Annotated in this window: 15 protein-coding genes; 6 read left to right on the top strand and 9 right to left on the bottom strand. The window is 67.7% G+C overall.

Annotated features, from left to right (window positions below; genetic code table 11):
• Positions 1-85 precede the first annotated feature (85 nt).
• The 6 genes from AB0H84_RS14795 to AB0H84_RS14770 form a co-directional block, all read right to left on the bottom strand.
• A complete protein-coding gene (locus AB0H84_RS14795; protein ID WP_357603489.1) occupies positions 86-1390 on the bottom strand; it encodes an NAD(P)/FAD-dependent oxidoreductase in 1305 nt (434 codons plus the stop codon).
• Between the two features lie 76 nt (positions 1391-1466).
• Entirely contained in the window at positions 1467-2810 is a 1344-nt protein-coding gene (locus tag AB0H84_RS14790) for a cation:proton antiporter (protein WP_357603487.1), read from the bottom strand.
• A gap of 59 nt (positions 2811-2869) precedes the next feature.
• Positions 2870-3409 carry a flavin reductase family protein gene (locus AB0H84_RS14785; RefSeq protein WP_357603485.1) on the bottom strand — a complete coding sequence of 180 codons (540 nt, stop codon included), beginning with the start codon at positions 3407-3409 and terminating at the stop codon, positions 2870-2872.
• A gap of 47 nt (positions 3410-3456) precedes the next feature.
• On the bottom strand, positions 3457-4440 hold the full coding sequence (locus AB0H84_RS14780; RefSeq protein ID WP_357603483.1) for a formyltransferase family protein: 984 nt from the start codon (positions 4438-4440) through the stop codon (positions 3457-3459).
• A 75-nt stretch (positions 4441-4515) separates the two neighbouring features.
• Positions 4516-5997: an FAD-binding oxidoreductase gene (locus tag AB0H84_RS14775; RefSeq protein WP_357603481.1), complete on the bottom strand. Its 1482-nt coding sequence runs from the start codon at positions 5995-5997 to the stop codon at positions 4516-4518.
• Positions 5998-6716: 719 nt separating this feature from the next.
• Entirely contained in the window at positions 6717-7127 is a 411-nt protein-coding gene (locus AB0H84_RS14770; protein ID WP_357603479.1) for a MerR family transcriptional regulator, read from the bottom strand.
• 336 nt (positions 7128-7463) lie between these two features.
• On the opposite strand from AB0H84_RS14770, the gene AB0H84_RS14765 reads away from it, so the two are divergent.
• Positions 7464-8156 (top strand): response regulator transcription factor, encoded by a 693-nt coding sequence (locus AB0H84_RS14765; protein ID WP_357603477.1) that lies wholly within the window; start codon positions 7464-7466, stop codon positions 8154-8156.
• 15 nt (positions 8157-8171) lie between these two features.
• Here AB0H84_RS14765 and aroH read toward each other — a convergent pair whose 3' ends face one another.
• From aroH to AB0H84_RS14750, 3 genes are all read right to left on the bottom strand, one after another.
• Positions 8172-8591 carry a chorismate mutase gene (aroH, locus tag AB0H84_RS14760; RefSeq protein ID WP_357603475.1) on the bottom strand — a complete coding sequence of 140 codons (420 nt, stop codon included), beginning with the start codon at positions 8589-8591 and terminating at the stop codon, positions 8172-8174.
• A gap of 220 nt (positions 8592-8811) precedes the next feature.
• Positions 8812-10032: an MFS transporter gene (locus AB0H84_RS14755; protein WP_357603473.1), complete on the bottom strand. Its 1221-nt coding sequence runs from the start codon at positions 10030-10032 to the stop codon at positions 8812-8814.
• Between the two features lie 144 nt (positions 10033-10176).
• Positions 10177-11085 (bottom strand): carbohydrate kinase, encoded by a 909-nt coding sequence (locus AB0H84_RS14750; RefSeq protein ID WP_357603471.1) that lies wholly within the window; start codon positions 11083-11085, stop codon positions 10177-10179.
• A gap of 202 nt (positions 11086-11287) precedes the next feature.
• On the opposite strand from AB0H84_RS14750, the gene AB0H84_RS14745 reads away from it, so the two are divergent.
• From AB0H84_RS14745 to AB0H84_RS14725, 5 genes are read left to right on the top strand one after another with little or no spacing between them, the layout of a single operon-like run.
• A complete protein-coding gene (locus AB0H84_RS14745) occupies positions 11288-12592 on the top strand; it encodes a sugar ABC transporter substrate-binding protein (protein WP_357603469.1) in 1305 nt (434 codons plus the stop codon).
• The gene (locus AB0H84_RS14740; protein ID WP_357603467.1) at positions 12582-13571 is read left to right on the top strand and encodes a sugar ABC transporter permease; all 990 of its coding nucleotides are present in this window, start codon (positions 12582-12584) and stop codon (positions 13569-13571) included. Before AB0H84_RS14745 ends, AB0H84_RS14740 begins: the two co-directional genes overlap by 11 nt.
• Complete coding sequence (locus AB0H84_RS14735) at positions 13568-14395, top strand: carbohydrate ABC transporter permease (protein WP_357603465.1); 828 nt, start codon at positions 13568-13570, stop codon at positions 14393-14395. The genes AB0H84_RS14740 and AB0H84_RS14735 overlap by 4 nt, the downstream gene beginning before the upstream one ends.
• Positions 14396-14423: 28 nt before the next feature.
• Positions 14424-15545, top strand: a complete 1122-nt coding sequence (locus AB0H84_RS14730) for a glycoside hydrolase family 172 protein (protein ID WP_185068766.1) — start codon at positions 14424-14426, stop codon at positions 15543-15545.
• 60 nt (positions 15546-15605) lie between these two features.
• Entirely contained in the window at positions 15606-16637 is a 1032-nt protein-coding gene (locus tag AB0H84_RS14725) for a LacI family DNA-binding transcriptional regulator (protein ID WP_357603463.1), read from the top strand.
• Positions 16638-16653: the final 16 nt, after the last annotated feature.

The following is a 16653-nucleotide window of genomic DNA, read 5'->3' as shown; positions in this document are numbered from 1 at the left end:
GTTCCTTTCCCCAGCGGCGGCTTCCGCGCGTGCCGCGCCGGCTGCGCGGAAGCCGCCAAGACGGTGCTAGATGGCGGGAGGCGGCTCAGACTCCCGTTTCGACCCGCTCGAGGAGCTCCAGGTCCGGATAGACCGGGCATCCGTAGAAGTACTCGAACGGGGCGAAGGTGTCCCACCTGCGCTCGCTCTTGAGATAGCGGGCCAGGGCGTTCCCCTGGCTCCAGAAGTCCCCGGCCAGCAGCAGCGACACGTGTCGTTCCTCGATGAAGTCGGGCAGATCCTCGCGGTACTGACGGAAGTTGAACTTGTAGTCGTAGAAACCGCGGATGAGCCGGAAGTAGGTGTCGTAGCCGGTCTTGTAGAAGCTCTCGTACGAGGCTTGGAGCTGTTCAGTGCGAGACGGGTGCTCCAGCGCCGCGGCCACGGTCCGGCCGGCCTCACGACCGCTCACCATGGCCAGGTAGACGCCACCGGAGAAGATCGGGTCCACGAAGCAGCCCGCGTCCCCGACCATCAGCCAGCCCGGCCCGGCGATCTGGTCGGACAGATAGCAGTAGTCGGTCTCAATGCGGATCTTGGTGGAGGGCTCAGTGCCCTCCAGTCGCTGGGCGATACGGGGGATCCGCGCGCGGTGCTCGTCAAAGAGCTGCTCGGGCTCACCGTGCCGACGGAAGGTGTCCCTGTGCATCACCGTGCCGATGCTGATGGTGTCTTCCCAGACCGGGATCGCCCACACCCAGCCGTCCTTGTGGTTACCGATCTGGATATCGCCCCGCTCACCCGGATTCGCCGCCTCGTTGAGTCCGGTGAAGTGCCGGTAGATGGCGACCATGCGCAGCTGGTCGACGCTGCGCCTCAGGCCGAATGTCTGGGCGACCTTCCCGCTGCGGCCGCTGGCGTCCACGACGTACTGAGCGCGTACCTCCCTCGTCTCACCCTCATGGCGGTAGCGCACACCGACGACCCGCCCGTCCTCCACGATCAGTTCGTCCACCGGGGCCGGATTACGTATCTGCGCGCCGGCCTCCCGGGCGTGCTCGAGCAGCGCGTTGTCGAAGTGGGCACGCTCGACCTGGAACGTCTGGTGGTGGCGGCCCGGGCCCTGGTCTTCGAAGGAGACACGCCGGAACGAGCCGGTTTCGTCCGTGAACTCCGCGCCGCACTTGGGAACGTAACCGTTGTCCGCGAACGGCGCCAGGAGCCCCATCTGTTCGAGTACGCCGGCCATGTAGGGCAGAAGCGATTCCCCGATGTGGAATCGCGGGAACGGAGACTTCTCCAGCAGCAGCACCGATCGGCCCTCTGCGGCGATGGTCGAGGCCGCGGTCGCGCCGCCGGGCCCGCCGCCGATGACGACCACGTCAACGGTCTCGTACGAGTTCGCGCTCACTTGCTCACCTTCTTTTCGACTTGGCAGCACTGGGGTTCAGCGGCTCGGGCAGACGAATGGTCAGCGAATGTCAAGGTCAGACCTCCACGCTCTGTTTCGGAGCGGCAGAATCGTCACCGGATGCGCGGCCACCGCGTCGCAGCAGCCTCTCTTCATGCCCTTCGGGCAGGGCCAGCCGGTACAGCGGCACGGCTGCCGCCGTGGTGATGACGGCCACCAGCACGAGCATGGAGAAGAGCTCGGTCCCGATGATTCCCCGAGCCAGCCCGATATTGATGAAGATCAGGATCATGAGGCCGCGCGCGTTCATCAGGCCACCGACGGCATACGATTCACGCCAGCTGAATCCGATCGAACGCATCGCGACGGCGCACCCGAAGTATTTGCCGAAGAACCCGGCGGCGAGAATCACCAGGAAGGGAACGGCCAAGCCCCATGCGGCCAGCCCGTTCAACTGGGTGTTCAAGCCGGAGAACGTGAAGAACGTGGGCAGGAGAATCACGCACACCGCGTCCATCAGGCGGCCGTGCAGCGCCTTGCTGAACGTCTCGTTGCGCGGCATCGCCAGCCCGGCGATGAATCCGCCGAACACGGAGTAGATCCCGATGTAGTCGGTGAAGTATCCCGCGAGCAGCACGACGACGATCACGATGTACATCTGCTCGAACCCGAAGACCCCGGTCCGCTCCACCCAGGATCCGAGCGGCCTGAGCAGCCGCCGGACACCGAAGATCATGACCACGGCGAAGAGAGCGGCCAGGCCGATCGTCCGCAGCGCCTGCGTCGGCCCGGCGTTGGCGTGCAGGGCGGACAGGACCGCCAGGAAGCACCAAGCAGCCGCGTCGTCGACCGACGCGCCGAAGAGCGTCAGGCGGCCCAGCCGCGAGTTCTGCAGCCCACGCTCGTAGAGGATCCTGGCGAGCATGGGGAAGGCCGTGATCGACAACGCGCCCCCGACGAAGAGCATGAACTCGAATCTGCTGACGTCGGGACTGGACAGCCGGTCGTACACCAGGTACCCAGCGCCTGCTCCCAGCAGCAGCGACGGGACGATGCCCGATACCGCCAGGACGGCGGCCTGCCCGGTCTCCTTCCTGCCGTGGGTGTCCCCGTGGCCGAGTCCCGCTCCCACCAGGAACATGAACAGGGTGAGTCCGATCGTGCTGAGCACGTAGAGGATCGGCTTCACCTCGGGCGGAAAGATCGCGCGCTGGGCCTCGGGGAGCACCGCGCCGAACAATGTCGGCCCCAACAGCACCCCGGCGACCATCTCCCCCAGGACCCTGGGCTGCTTCACCAGGATCGCGAGCCGGCCGCACAGGGCGGAGACCACCAGGATCACCAGGATCGCCGGTAACACCTTCAGGACGAGTTCGAGGTTCTTGTCCTCGACCATCGCCAATTGAACGCTTAGCGACAAGATCCTTTCCTCACTACTCGGGTACGCGGGAAAGCCACAGCACGATGACGCGACCGGGATCAGCGATCAGCTATCTCGCGATAGGTCCCGCGGAAGAAGAGCAACGGTGCGGACACGGCCGCGTCGGTCGAGGCGGCGACGATGCGGCCGACCGTGATGTAGTGATCTCCACCCTCGTGCACCTCGGAGACGCGGCATTCGAGCAGGGCCAGCACACCGGGGAGGAGCGGTGCCCCCGTCACTCCCCTTCGCCACTCCAGCTCGCCGAACCGGTTGAATCCCGGTGTCGCGAACTGCCGGGAAACCTGCGCCTGAGCCGCGCTGAGAATGTTGATCGCGAAAAGGTCCGCCTCGGTGATGTGGGGGCACAGCTGCGACGTGCGCGAAACGGAGAAGAGCACGAGCGGCGGATCGAGGGAAACGGAGGCGAACGAATTCACGGTCATTCCGATGGGGCCGCGCGACGTCATCGTGGTGACCACGGCGACCCCCGTCGTGAACCTGCCGAGCACGTCCCGCAGGGCCTCTTTGTCGGCGCGGCCCGGCAGCGCGTCGTCGGTTCGGTCCAGGACCAGCTGATCCTGCGCCTTGTCTCGCACGGAAGGCTCCGTCTCTGCCATTTTCGTGGCCGGCCGGCGGACGAAGCTCACACCGAGGCGAATCGTCGGGCCGATCCGCCCAGAAGGGTGCCGTGCGGCATCGAACGCTCGTAGTCCCGTACGAAGATCTCCGCGCCGTCCTGCTCGATCGTGATGATCCGCACCCACTCGTCCCGGGTCGCGACGAACAGCCCCGTGTCGGAGCGCCGCACGGTTCCCGGGTGGTCGAGTGGCGCCCAGCAGGTGCGGCCGGCGACGTCCACGCTCAGGATCACGACGCGCTCCCCATCGGCGCCGATCGTGAAGGCGCCGGGATGCCGGTAGCCCGCCCGTACCGCGCGCCGCACCGACTCCCCGTCCTGGGTGAAGTCGAGCCGATAGTCCTCTTCCGTCGGTCTCCCGAAGTACGAGCGCAGGCTCTCGTCCTGATAGGTCCTGGTGAAGGAGCGATCGGCGAGCCGCGGAATGAGCTCGCCCAGCATCTCGACGTTGAGCAGCTCCTGAGCGGTGCGCAGCTTGAGCGCGGTCTCCTGACCGGTGAGCGGCATCGGCTTCTGCATGATGATCGGCCCCGCGTCGATCCCGGGGGTTATCTCGATCGCCGACACCGCACCGAACCGTTCGCCGTGGCGCACCATCCAGTAGAAGGGCGCCAGTCCCGCGTAGCGCGGAAGCGGACTGGGATGGAAGTTGACGGAGGTCACCCGCGGAATGTCCAGCAGTTCCTGCTTCAGGATCTGCTGGTAGTTACCCACGATGAAGTAGTCGGCCGCGAGGGCGCGCAGGCTCCGCAGCGACTCGGGCGAGTTGACATGGGCGGGGCGGAACACGGGGACGCCGAGCGCGGCCGCCTGGCTGACCAGGTCGACCTGCTCCCGGTCATCGACGAAGTACGAGCAGAGCCTTCCGGGCGGCGAGGTGACCACGCCGGCCAGCGCCACCTGCGGGTGCCTGCCCAGCAGGTCGAGAAAAGGGGACCCCAGCTTTGAGTTGACCTCGGAGAAGAGTACGACCTTGATCCGTGTGGACACGGTGCCTTCCTTCAGCGATCACGGTTCCGTTCAGAGACGTCGGGATCAGTCGGGATCAGTCGGGATCAGTCGGGATCAGGAGTACCGCCCTCGCGCGATCGCGCCGTTCGGGTCCAGCGACGTCTTCAGCCGGCGGACGAGTTCCCGCGCGCCGGGGTCGGGGCTCAGGCGGTCGACCCAGTCGGCGTGGTCGATGTCGAGGCGGTACGGCATGAACCCCGTGGCGGAGAAGAGCTCGTAGGCGCGGTCCAGGGCGCGATGGGCGCGCTCGGCCGCGCGGTCCTCACGCGCGAACTTGATCGTGACGACGAAGTCGATGACGTCTGCGCTCAGAGCGTTGACGGTGCAGCCGGGGCGGACGCCGGTCTCCTCATGGATCTGCGCCAGCAGTCCGTGTGCTCTGGCGACGTCCTCACCGGAGAACGGTACGAGGGGGAGGAAGAACAGCCACCCGAGCCCGTGCTCGTCGACCCTGGCTGCGGGCTGTCCCAGCGTGGCTTCGAGCATTGCGTCGTTGTGGCTCGGGTCGCCGCCGTAGGCCCCCTCCACCATGGCGACGACGGCGTCCCCGCCGGCCTCCCGCCCGTGTGGGGCGGCCTCCGTGAACAAGCCGCTGGACACCGCCTCATCGAGGATCAGGCCCGATATGGCGTCGACGGATCGTACGGTCCCGTCGACGCACAGGTGGGCCAGGAATCCCCCGGCTCTGCCCCCGTAGAACGCCGCCGACACCGTGTCGTAAATCTTGAGGACGCCTCCGACCAGCCCCTGAGCCACCCAGCGCCGGAGTGTGTTCACGGCCGGGACGAGATCTCGCGAGGCGAAAGCGAGCCGGATGACCCGCTGGGCCTCCGGCCGGTGGAGAAGGCGCACGGCAGCCGCGGACACCACGCCCAGATCGGATTGCACGAAGAGTTGCAGCAAGGAGGGCCCGAGACCGTACGGATACAGCGGGGTGCGCCGGTCCTTCTCCGGCCACCAACCCACGTGGACCAGTTGCCCGTCCGGCAGGACGACCTCGAGGCCCAGCAGGTCGTCGACCCGCTGCTGGCGCAGTCCCACTCCGCGGTCCAGCCCGTTGCCGATGATGCTCGTGTGCGCCGATGAGGCGGTGACGTTGAGCATGCGATCCGTGCCCGCCAGCGATGTGGCCAGCCGGCCCTGGGTGACCCCGGGTTCGACGATGGCGAACCCGCCCTCGATGTCGAGGCTGCGGATCTCGTCCAGGTCACTGAGGTCAAGGGTGACGGTGCGGTCGCGAGCGGGCTCAGCCGAGCCCAGCCCCCAGTTCCGCCCGGTGCTGACAACGTGCAGGCCGATCGGGAGGTCGGGGTCGTCGAAGAATTCGACGACCCGGCAGACCTGCTCGACCGTCGCCGGCCGGATCACTCCGAGGTTTCGCCTGGTCCGGTACATGCCGACGTTCGGCCGGCTCCCCCATGCTCCGTTCGCGCCGGGACCGAATTCGTCCACACGATCCGGCCCGACCAGGTCACGAATCTTGGAGAAGACGCGGATAACGGATGCCGGCTCGTCGTGGATTGTCGCCGCCCTCATTGACATTCAGCACCTCCCCGTAATTCGAGCGCATACGGAGAACGTCCCCGTCGTATGCCCCGCAGGCACGATCCTGCTGTGTGCTCAGGGGATGGGGTAAGCCCCGAAAAGGGACCCAACGTTCGTCTGACGCCTTCCACAATCGGCGCCCCAATCGGGTACCCCGTCCGGCACATCAATCAGGGAAAGGCGAGAATCTGCAGTTCAGCCGGACCACGGCTGACCGCCGACATATGGGGGACGATTGATGCCGTTGTGGGCCGGCGACGCTCATGTGTCCGTCGAGGGCGAAGGCACGGCGCTATTGGCGGAGATCGTCGCCCCGCCACGCATGGGGGGCCTTTGCGCCGTACGGTCGGCAGCGGCGCATCGGCTGCCACGGCCATCAACCGGGCGGCTGCCTGAGCGCGGCAGAAGGCGGGCAGCACGGATCGCGGCGTCGGCAGCGACTGGATGCCACGAGCGGGAGTCGGCACTGTGGCCGCGCACTCCGATGCCGCGCACTCCGATGCCGCGCAGTCTGCGGCGGCACGCCCAACGCACGCCGCCAGCGCGGCCGGCGGCGCGGCCGGCGGCGCGGCTGGCGGCGCGGACATCGTGGCGGCCTGCCGGCCGGCGGTCGGTCAGCGCATCGGGATGCTCTGTCGTGCTCCACTGAACGAGTGGGCGTGCCGGGGCGGTAGTCCGGCTCGTTCAACAGCCGGCGTCACGGGCCGGTCTTATGCGTCCTGAGCGTGCCGCAGCAGCTCGGTGAGACCGGCGTCCGCCGAGTTCTGGCGGAGCGTGGCGATGCGTCGCAGCAACTCCTGCCGGTGCTGTTCCAGCACCGCCATCTTGTCGTCGATGACGGCCAGTCGTTCTTCGTACATCGAGATCGCGTGGTCGGCGTCCCGGCAGGCCATGAAGGCGGCCATTTCCATACCCAGGCACGGAGCCACCCGCTGGATGTCATCGACCGTCAGGCCGGCCTGCAGCAGTTCTCTGACATTGCGGACACGGTTGACCGCGGCTTCGTCATATTCGCGCCAGCCTTTGCCCGTCCGGTGGGCATGCAGGAGCCCCTTCTGCTCGTAGTAGCGAATCGAACGGCGGCTTACACCCGTTCGCTCCGACAACTCTCCGATCTGCATGATCACTTCCGTTCACGGCAATGTCGGCGGACATGCCATCGCCAGGCGGTCAACTCCTTCTTCGTACCGTCTCATTCTCCCGGTGTCGAGTGCATGCCAGATCCATGACCCGAGCGGTGCGCCGACGCGACCGCCCTGGGTACGACCGACAATGACCGCCGGACAGTGGATTTCCACGGACCGGCAGAAACAGTTCGCGCCGGTTCCGTCTATCACTCGAAGCATTGACCCAGCTCATTGACCGGGCCTTGCACACAGGGTCACGTATGCGGCACTACGCGCGACCGCAAGGCCATGCGCTAAGCTGATCAGGAAGCTTCCACAGGAAGGCAGGAGATGGGAACCCCCTCAGAACTCCAAAAGATTTCTGTTGCTCTCTCCAGCGAAAACGAATTTCGTCGACTGGGCTTCGAGCAGTTACTGAAGAGAATAGCCGTCATCGGCTCCTTCGCCATCTACAGGAATGCCGCCGAACTCGTGGCGAACGTGCGCACCGACACGGACGTCATCATCATCCCCATCAAAGAACTCGACGAAGCTCCCTCGCTCTTCATGCAACGACTACCCAGGCGAAGCAGGACGTTGCTTCTGCTCAACGGCGTCCCCGACGAGTGCGTGTCCTACATCGCCGCCGCACCGGCACACGGATTCCTTTCCGAGCACGAGCTGTGCGCCGAGACCCTGTCCCTGACGTTGCAGCGTATGGTCGCCGGGGACGTTCCCATGCCGCACGAGCTGACCAGGAAGCTGCTGAAACTGGCGAGCGAGCCGCATAACAACGGTCCCGGTCAGGCCCCGATTCACCTGACGCCACGCGAGCAGGAGGTCCTGGTGCTGCTCGTCGAAGGCCTGAGCAACAAGCAGATCGCCAGTCGCCTGACATTGTCTCAACACAGCATAAAACGCCTGGTGACCAACATCCTCGCCAAACTCAACTCCCCCAACCGGACTTCGGCCGTGGCCAAGGCCATAAACGAAGGGCTGGTATACCGGACGGCCACGCCGACGTCACACCACATCGCCAGCTGACCTCCGTTCACCGACTCATTCTGGAATGTCCGGAAACATGGCAGCGGATTTTCTTGCTGCGAAGACCCGTGCGGGTGTGATGGCCGATGCTCCGCGCAGGTACGGATGCCGAATTTCGGCTCGGAGCCTGCTCGTGGCGACGTGCGCCAGCAATCTGATCACACGGGGCATGGCATTGGACACGTTCATTTCGACGGCACACATCATCGGCACATCGGCAAGGCCGCACTCGTAGCCGGCGAGTGCGGGGAACTCGCTGACAAGATCGGGGGTCACGGTGAAGAAGACACTGATCAGGTCATCCGAGGCAAGGTCGTTCTCCTGAAGCACGGCGGCGATCAGTTCCTTGGTCGCCGCGCGTATCTCCCCAGCATCATCCGCCGCCACCTGGATGGCACCGCGAATGGCTCGCACGGTTGGTGCGCTGCTGTTCATGGACCTCTCATCCGTGCTGTTTCGGCTCGGCCGGCAGACCGATCCTGCATGACCGACGACCGCAGTTCACAGGCCCTCCTAGGGCCCACTTCGAGTGCGCCCATTCATCTGCGGTCGTCGTACCCATGCGGGCAGGCCGGTTGGCGCACCCACGATGACGTATCCGGGCCCTGAGCGACTGCCGCCGACGAACCCGCGGCGGCATCGTGCCCCCATGGATTCAGGCGCCGGCCTGCTGTGACTCGTCTACGCCGCCGGCCCCGACAGACGCTCGCGACGCCGCCACCAGGCGCGCCCGAGGGGTGAGGAGGAAGGAGAGGCTCATCAGCACGGTGGCAGCCACCGGGACGTAGATGACGTCCGAGATGCCGATGATCGCTCCTCCCGTCGCGCCGGCGACGCCCGTTCCGAGGTACAGACCGGAAATGTTCAGTGCGAGGGCGGTCATGCCGACCTGCGGTCCCGCCGCGCTGATGATGCTGCCTTGGATCGGGGGGTTGAGTCCCCAGGCGAAGACCGACCAGAAGGCGATGAGAAGGCCCATGACGATCGGGCTTTCGACACCGCTGAAGGCCAGCACTGCGAGCAATGCCAGGGCGACGGCGTGCCCGCCGATGACCGCGCGCAGGCTCCGCTGCGGTCCGAGAGTGTCCGTGATCCGGCCGGCCAGCAGCGCGCCCGCCAGACCGGCGATGCCGACGATGAACAGCATGACCGACAGCAGCCGGTAGGACCCGTTCGCCACCTCAGCGGTGAACTCGGCGAGATAGGTGTAGAACATCAGTCCCCCGCTGGCGGCCAGGAAGGTGACCGTCACCAGGCGAAGGACGGACATGTCGCGCAGCGGAGAAAGCCGATCGCGTAGCGGAGCCGGACTGCTGCCGGGAACTTCCGGCACCGTGACCGCCAGCCCGACCAGCGCGATGGCACCGACCGCGGCGATCAACCAGAACGTCGCGCGCCACCCGAACGCGCCCCCGAGCCACGAGCCGAGCGGCACACCCGTGAACAGAGCGGCCGTCATGCCGGCCGTCACCACTCCCAGGTAGCGCCCCTGCATCCCCTCCGGTGCGCCGACCGCCGTCGTCGTGAAGGCAGCGGAAGTGACGATGGCCGCAGCCGCCGCGGCGGCCACGCGAGCCGCCATCAGGAACCAGTAGCCGGGAGCCACCGCCGCTGCGACATTGGCCAGCACGAAGACCAGCAGCCCGGTGACCATCACGGTCCGCTTGGGGAAGCGTTCGAAGACGACCGCGAGCGTCGGCGCGCCGATCGCATAGACGACCGCGAACACGGTCACCAACTGGCCCGCAGCCGAAACGCTGATGTTCAGGTCAGACGCGACGGTCTTGAGAACTCCGGCGATGATGAACTCGTCTGTCGCCGTGGCCAGCAGAGTCAGAAAGAGCACGAACAGCCAACTTGGCAGGCTGCGTTTCATGGCGTGATGGACCTCCGTACCGCGCGTTTGCGAAGGGTGAGCCCTGTACGGATGTCACGCTAGGTACTGACACTGGTGTCATGGTCAAGGCCGGCCGACGACCCGACGGTGGAGGCGGAGAGAGCTCCGGCTCGTTGAGGTCCGTCAAACCGGGGTCGCCGGCACCGAGGAAATCAGCTGGTCGATCTCCTGCGGTTCGGGCGGCACCGCGCCCTCCCGGGTGCACACCACGGCCGCCGCCGCGCATCCGTAGCGCAGCGCGTCGCGGACCCGCTCCTCGGTGAGCTCGCCATCACCGAGAACCGCGAGATAGGCGGCGGTGAAGGTGTCGCCCGCGCCGACCGTGTCGACGAGTTCGACGACGGGAGCGGGGCAGGTGATCACCGAGTCGCCGAGGATCGCCGACGCGCCGTCGCCGCCTCGGGTCACCACGACCAGGCGCTCCCCGGGCCACGCCGCCCAGCGTTTCGCCGCGTTCAGATCGGGCTCGCCGGGATACAGCCAGGCCAGGTCCTCCGCGCTGACCTTGACCAGCCTCGAGAGCCGTACACACTCCTCGACCTGCGTCAGCGCGGTCGCCCGGTCGCCGATGAGCGAGGGGCGGATGTTGGGGTCGTAGGAGACGACGACCCCGGCGTCGGCCGCGGCCCGCATCACGTCCCGGACATGCGCGGCGCCGGGCGGGACGAGCGTGGCCAGTGATCCGGTGTGCAGGCAGGTGACGCCGTCGAGCGAGACGGAGCCGGAGAAGCGCCAGTCGAACCGGAAGTCGTAGGACGCCGACCCGTCGTCGCCGACCCTGGCGAAGGCCAGGCTGGTCGCGGCGCTCGGGACGAGCTCGCCCTGCTCGACTCCGTACCTGCTGAGATGGCCCCGCAGCAGTTCGCCGAAGAAGTCGCCGCCGATCTCGCCGGCGAGTCTGACCGGTTGCCCGAGCGTGGCCAGCGCCACCGCGACGTTGAGCGGACTGCCTCCCGCGACGGCGTTGAACCGCCATGCGCCGGGCGAGCCGATCAGGTCGACGATGCTCTCGCCGATCACCAGGAACGTCATGTGCTCTCCCCTCATGCCGGCGACATGGTGACATTTGATGAATCGATTCCGCAAGAGCGGGGGCCCGTTTCGCGGGGGTTGCGGCAATGTTTCCGGCACCCTCTTGACCTCGTCCGATGCGGGAGCTACGTTTGCGCAAACGTTTTAGCTCAGTGGCGGTTCGGGGCACCGCATGAGCCCCGGGCTGACGGGAGAGAGCACCATGTCTCACAACTCTGGCCTGTCCCGGCGCGACCTGTTGAAGTGGACGGGCGTGTCGGGTCTGGCGGCAATGGCGACCGCGTGTGGCGCGGGCGGGACCACGAGCGGATCGGGTACGGGCGGCGCCAAGGCGCTCAGCGTCCTGGTCGAGGCGGGCGGCAAGGCGGAGCTGACCAAGATCGCCGAGGCGTTCACCAAGAAGACCGGCGCGAAGGTGACGTTCATCGAGCTGCCGTACGACGGCCTGTTCAACCGGTTGTCCGGCGAGCTGTCCTCCGGCGCCCTCAGCTTCGACGTGGCCGCGCTGGACGCGATCTGGCTGACCGCGTTCGCCGGGGCCGTCCGCCCCCTGACCGAGCTGTTCACCGCGGACGTCAAGGCTGACCTGTTCCCGGCCCTGGTGGCCGAGGCGCAGGTCGGCGGCACGTTCGTCGGCATGCCGGTGTGGACGAACGCCGAGATCCTCTTCTACCGCAAGGACCTGTTCGAGGACGCCGGCGAGCAGGCCGCCTTCAAGAAGAAGTACGGCTACGAGCTCGCCCCGCCCACGACGTGGGATCAGTTCAATGACGCGGCGACGTTCTTCACCCGCGACGGCAAGCTGTTCGGCACCGACGTCAAGGGCGCGGTCGAGACCGAATGGCTCGCGCACGTGCTCCAGGCCGGGTCGCCGGGCGTGGTCCTGGACGCCTCCGGCCAGGTCATCATCGACAACGACCAGCACCTGAAGGCGCTGACGTTCTACAGCGATCTGCACAACAAGCTCAAGGTGAGCCCGCCCGGCGCCGAGCAGCTCGACTGGGCGGGCGCGCAGAACCTGTTCAACCAGGGCAAGACGGCGATGACGCGGTTCTGGGCGCACGCGTTCCCGCTCATCCCGAAGGACTCCCCGGTGCACGGCAAGGTCGGCGCCGCTCCCATGATCGGCGGAGCGGCCGGCGTGGCGGGCATCCCCGGCCCTTGGTACCTGTCGGTGCCCAAGGCCACCAAGCAGACCGATCTGGCCACCGAGTTCGTCAAGTTCGCCTACGACAACAACGCGATGGCCATCGAGTCCTCGCTCGGGCTGGCCGCGCGGAAGTCGGCGTTCGAGCAGTACGCCGACAAGCCCGGCTACGAGCACTTCAAGCCGCTGCTGGAGACCCTCAACGCGACCGCCACCAAGCCACGCCCCGCGACGGCCAAGTGGCAGCAGATCGTCGACACCGTGCTGATCCCGACGCTGCAGAAGTCGCTCACCCCGGGCGCCGACTACGCGGCCCTGCTGGCCGCCGCCAAGGAGAAGGTCCAGAGCCTTGCGCAGTAGCCCGAAGCCCGCGCTGGAGCCGGCCGCCCCCCGGCCCTCCGGCGGCGACGTCCGGGCGGGCGGCGATCACGTCCGGCGCCGGCGGCGTCCCGGCCTCACTGACAACCGGTTCGCGCTGGTGCTGATGGCTCCGGCGGCGGGGTTCCTGGCGGTGTTCGTCGGCTGGCCACTGGTCAAGCTGGTCGTGGACAGCCTGTACGACATCGCCCCGCTGGCCGGGACGCGCGAGTTCACCGGCCTGGGCAACTACGGCGAGGCGCTGACCTCGCCCGAGTTTCTCGGCGCCGCCGGCCGCACGGCCCTGTACACGATGCTCGTGGTCACGCTGGAGTTCACTCTCGGGCTGGCGGTGGCCCTGCTGTTCAACGCGCTGGGCCGGCGGGCGAGGTGGATCCGGACCCTGTTCCTGTACCCGCTGATGATCGCCCCCGTCGTCGCGGGCCTGCTGTGGCGGTTCCTGCTCATCGACAACTTCGGCATCGTCAACGAGCTGCTCGCCCGGCTCGGCGTCATCGGCGGGCCCGCCGCGATCGGCTGGTTGAGTGACCCGGGCATCGTGCTGTTCTCGGTGGCGCTGCCCGACATCTGGCTGACCACGTCGTTCATGGCCCTGGTGCTGTTCGCCGGGCTGCAGAACATCCCGGGCGACGTGCTGGAGGCCGCCCGTCTCGACGGCAGCGGGCCCTGGCACACTCTCACCCGGGTGACGCTGCCGCTGCTGCGGCCGGTCATCGCCGTCGCGCTCGTCGTACGCGGCATCGACGCGGCGCGGGCCTTCGACGTGATCCTCATCCAGACGAACGGCGGCCCCCAGTCGGCCTCCGAGACGCTCAGCCTGCTCATCTACCGCACGATGGTGCGCTTCGGCGAGCCGGGACTGGCCAGCGCCATGGGCACCCTCTATCTGGTCGCGATGCTGGCCGTGGCGCTGATCGCGGTGGCCACCATCTGGCGGCCGGGGAAGGGAGCGGCGCGATGACCTCCCGCCTGAGCACGCGGACCCTGCTGTGGGCGCTGCTGGCCGCCATCGTGGTGCTGTACGCGTTCCCGTTCGCGTACCTCATCCTGACCTCGCTGAAACTGCCCACCGACGCCATCTCCGTGCCGCCGACGGTGCTGCCCAAGGCCTGGAGCCTGGAGAACTACGGCACCGCGCTGGCCACGCCCGGCGTGATCCCCTCGTTCATCAACAGCACCTCCACCGCTGTGATCAGCACGGTGCTGTCGGTGCTGCTCGCGGTCCCGGCCGCATACGGGATCACCCGCTACGGGACCGTGAGCGGGCGGATCTTCGTCATGCTCGCCCTGGTCACCCGGATGGTGCCGCCGGTCGCCATCGGGGTCCCGCTGGTCAACTTGATGAGCACGGCGGGAATCACCGACACGCCCACCGCGCTCGCGCTGGCCCACACGACGATCTCGCTGCCCCTGTCGATCTGGCTGATGGCCAGCTTCTTCGAGGCCGTGCCGCCCAGTCTGGAGGAGGCGGCGCAGGTCGACGGCTGCACCCGGCTGCAGGCGATGGTGCGGGTCGTGGTGCCGGTCGTCGGCGGCGGCATCGCGGTGACAGCGATCTTCGCGTTCCTCGCATCCTGGAACGAGTTCCTGTTCGCGCTGCTGCTCACGGCGGTGCGGGCACAGACGACGCCGATCGTCATCGCCAACTTCCAGACCCAGTACGGCCTGCAATGGGGACCCATGACCGCACTGGCCACCCTGTACTCGGTCCCCGTAGTCCTGTTCACCCTGCTGCTCCAGCGGCGGATCGTCGCGGGCATGACCCTCGGCGCCGTCAAGGGCTGATCCACACCAAGCGAAAGGTTACCCAGCAATGCAGTTCTGGCAGCCGACCAGCCCACTGGGCGGGCTCCCGCGCATCAAGGCCGGACGATCGCGGCGATCGTCCAGCTGGGACCGTACCGGCGGCAACCGCGACTTCGCCGTCGTCCCCCCTGGCGAGACCCACGTGCTGGCCGACATCGAAGGCAGCGGGATCATCGAGCACATCTGGCTGACCACCCGGTGCTACTCGGAGAAGTACCTGCGCAAGCTGGTCATCGAGATGTACTGGGACGGCGAGGACAACCCCAGCGTACGCAGCCCGCTCGGCGACTTCTTCGGCGTCGGCCACGCCACCTGCACGCACTACGTGTCGCTGCCGCTGAGCATGGTCTTCGGCCCGCGCCGCGGCCCCAAGGGCCCCTTCGCCGCCGCGATGAACTCCTACTTCCCCATGCCGTTCGGCTCGCACGCCAAGATCGTGCTGCGCAACGAGAGCGACATGCCGGTGGAGAACTTCTTCTATTACGTCGACTACGAGCTCACCAAGGAGCCGATCCCCGACGACATGGGCCGCTTCCACGCCTACTACCGGCAGGAGAAGCCCTGTGAGAAGGTCGTGCACCCCGCGGGCGCGGAGAACCCGCCGCCGTGGGAGCTGCCGGGCGTCAACCTGACCGGGGACGACAACTACGTCATCCTGGATGCCACCGGCACCGGGCACTACGTCGGCTGCGTGCTGAGCATCGACAACTTCGACGCCTCCAACCAGCAGTTCACCTGGCCTGGCGAGGGCGACGACATGATCTTCATCGACGGTGAGAAATGGCCGCCGTCCCTCCACGGCACCGGCACCGAGGACTACTTCAACGCCGCGTGGGGATTCCCCAGCGGCGCGTACGCCGGGCCGTACCACGGGGTCTCGCTGGCCAGCAGCCCGCAGGAGCACTTCGGCCTGTGGAGTTTGTACCGCTTTCACATTGAGGACCCGGTTCGCTTTGCCGAGTCGATTCGCGTCACCATCGAGCATGGTCACGCCAACGATCAAGGCAACGACTTCTCCAGCGTCGCGTACTGGTACCAGCTCCACCCGCACGCCCCGCACGCCGACCTCCCGCCGGTCGAGGAGCGACTGCCGCGCCGCTGGCCCGAGCACGGCCTCTGGGACGAGTGATGCCTCCGGTCGCGCCATCAAGGGATCCCCCAGGAGACAGCGGAACAGAGGAGAGACGCGGTGACCAGGCGGCCGAGCATCCGTGACGTGGCGCGCGAGGCAGGCGTGTCCATCACGACCGTCTCCCGCGCGCTCAACGACGTCGAGGGCGCCCGACTGCCCGACGACACCCGTCGCCGCGTACGCGAGGCGGCCGAGCGGCTGGGGTACGCCCCCAACAAGATGGCACGCGGCCTGCGCACCCAGCGCAGCCACCTGCTCGGGATGGTCAGCGACCACATCGCCACCACCCCGCATGCCGGCCGGCTGATCCTCGGCGCGCAGGAGGTCGCGACCACCCGTGGGTGGGCGTTGATGCTCATCAACACGGGGGGAGACCCGGCCGCGGAGGCGCGCGGCATCCAGGCGCTGCACCAGCAGCAGGTCGACGGGGTGCTGTACGCCACGATGTACCACCGGATCGTCGAGGTCCCGGCCGCGCTGCGCGGCCTCCCCCTGGTCATGGCCGACGCCAGGACCGCGGGCGACGGGCCGCCCGCGGTCGTCCCGGACGAGGTCCGGGGAGGGTACGACGCCACCCGCGAACTGGTCGAGCACGGCCACCGGCGCGTGGGGCTCGCGCTCAACACCGACGACGTCCCCGCCACCCACGGGCGCCTGCGCGGTTATCGCCAGGCGCTGGAGGAGGCGGGCATCGCCTACGACCCGGAACTCGTCGTACGGGAGGAGTCCGAGTCCACCGGCGGCTACCGCGCCTGCCGTCGGCTGCTGGAGCGCACGCCGCGACCCACCGCGATCTTCTGCTTCAACGACCGCATGGCCATGGGGGCCTACCGCGCGGCCGCCGAAGTCGGCCTGCGCATCCCCACGGACCTGTCCGTCATCGGCTTCGACAACCAGGAGTACATCGCCGACGGCCTGTACCCCGGCCTCACCACCCTGCAACTACCCCACTACGACATGGGTGCCTGGGCCGTCAATCGCCTCATGGAGCTGATCGACGACCCCGCCCGGAACGCGGGCGACGTCCCGGTGCGGACACTGCCCTGCCCCCTCGTCCGCCGGTCCTCGGTCGCGGCACCGACCGCCTGAGGCGTACCGGCGTCAT

Source organism: Nonomuraea sp. NPDC050786 (assembly GCF_040654115.1).
GTDB lineage: Bacteria > Actinomycetota > Actinomycetes > Streptosporangiales > Streptosporangiaceae > Nonomuraea.
Note: the sequence above shows the minus strand (reverse complement) of the source record. Positions and strands in the feature narration are given on the sequence as shown.

Coding starts and splice junctions, on each gene's coding strand:
- aroH (WP_357603475.1), bottom strand. CDS start 8,591: ATGAACAGCAGCGCACCAACCGTGCGAGCCATTCGCGGTGCCATCCAG.
- AB0H84_RS14770 (WP_357603479.1), bottom strand. CDS start 7,127: ATGCAGATCGGAGAGTTGTCGGAGCGAACGGGTGTAAGCCGCCGTTCG.
- AB0H84_RS14750 (WP_357603471.1), bottom strand. CDS start 11,085: ATGACGTTCCTGGTGATCGGCGAGAGCATCGTCGACCTGATCGGCTCG.
- AB0H84_RS14775 (WP_357603481.1), bottom strand. CDS start 5,997: ATGAGGGCGGCGACAATCCACGACGAGCCGGCATCCGTTATCCGCGTC.
- AB0H84_RS14730 (WP_185068766.1), top strand. CDS start 14,424: ATGCAGTTCTGGCAGCCGACCAGCCCACTGGGCGGGCTCCCGCGCATC.
- AB0H84_RS14745 (WP_357603469.1), top strand. CDS start 11,288: ATGTCTCACAACTCTGGCCTGTCCCGGCGCGACCTGTTGAAGTGGACG.
- AB0H84_RS14735 (WP_357603465.1), top strand. CDS start 13,568: ATGACCTCCCGCCTGAGCACGCGGACCCTGCTGTGGGCGCTGCTGGCC.
- AB0H84_RS14755 (WP_357603473.1), bottom strand. CDS start 10,032: ATGAAACGCAGCCTGCCAAGTTGGCTGTTCGTGCTCTTTCTGACTCTG.
- AB0H84_RS14765 (WP_357603477.1), top strand. CDS start 7,464: ATGGGAACCCCCTCAGAACTCCAAAAGATTTCTGTTGCTCTCTCCAGC.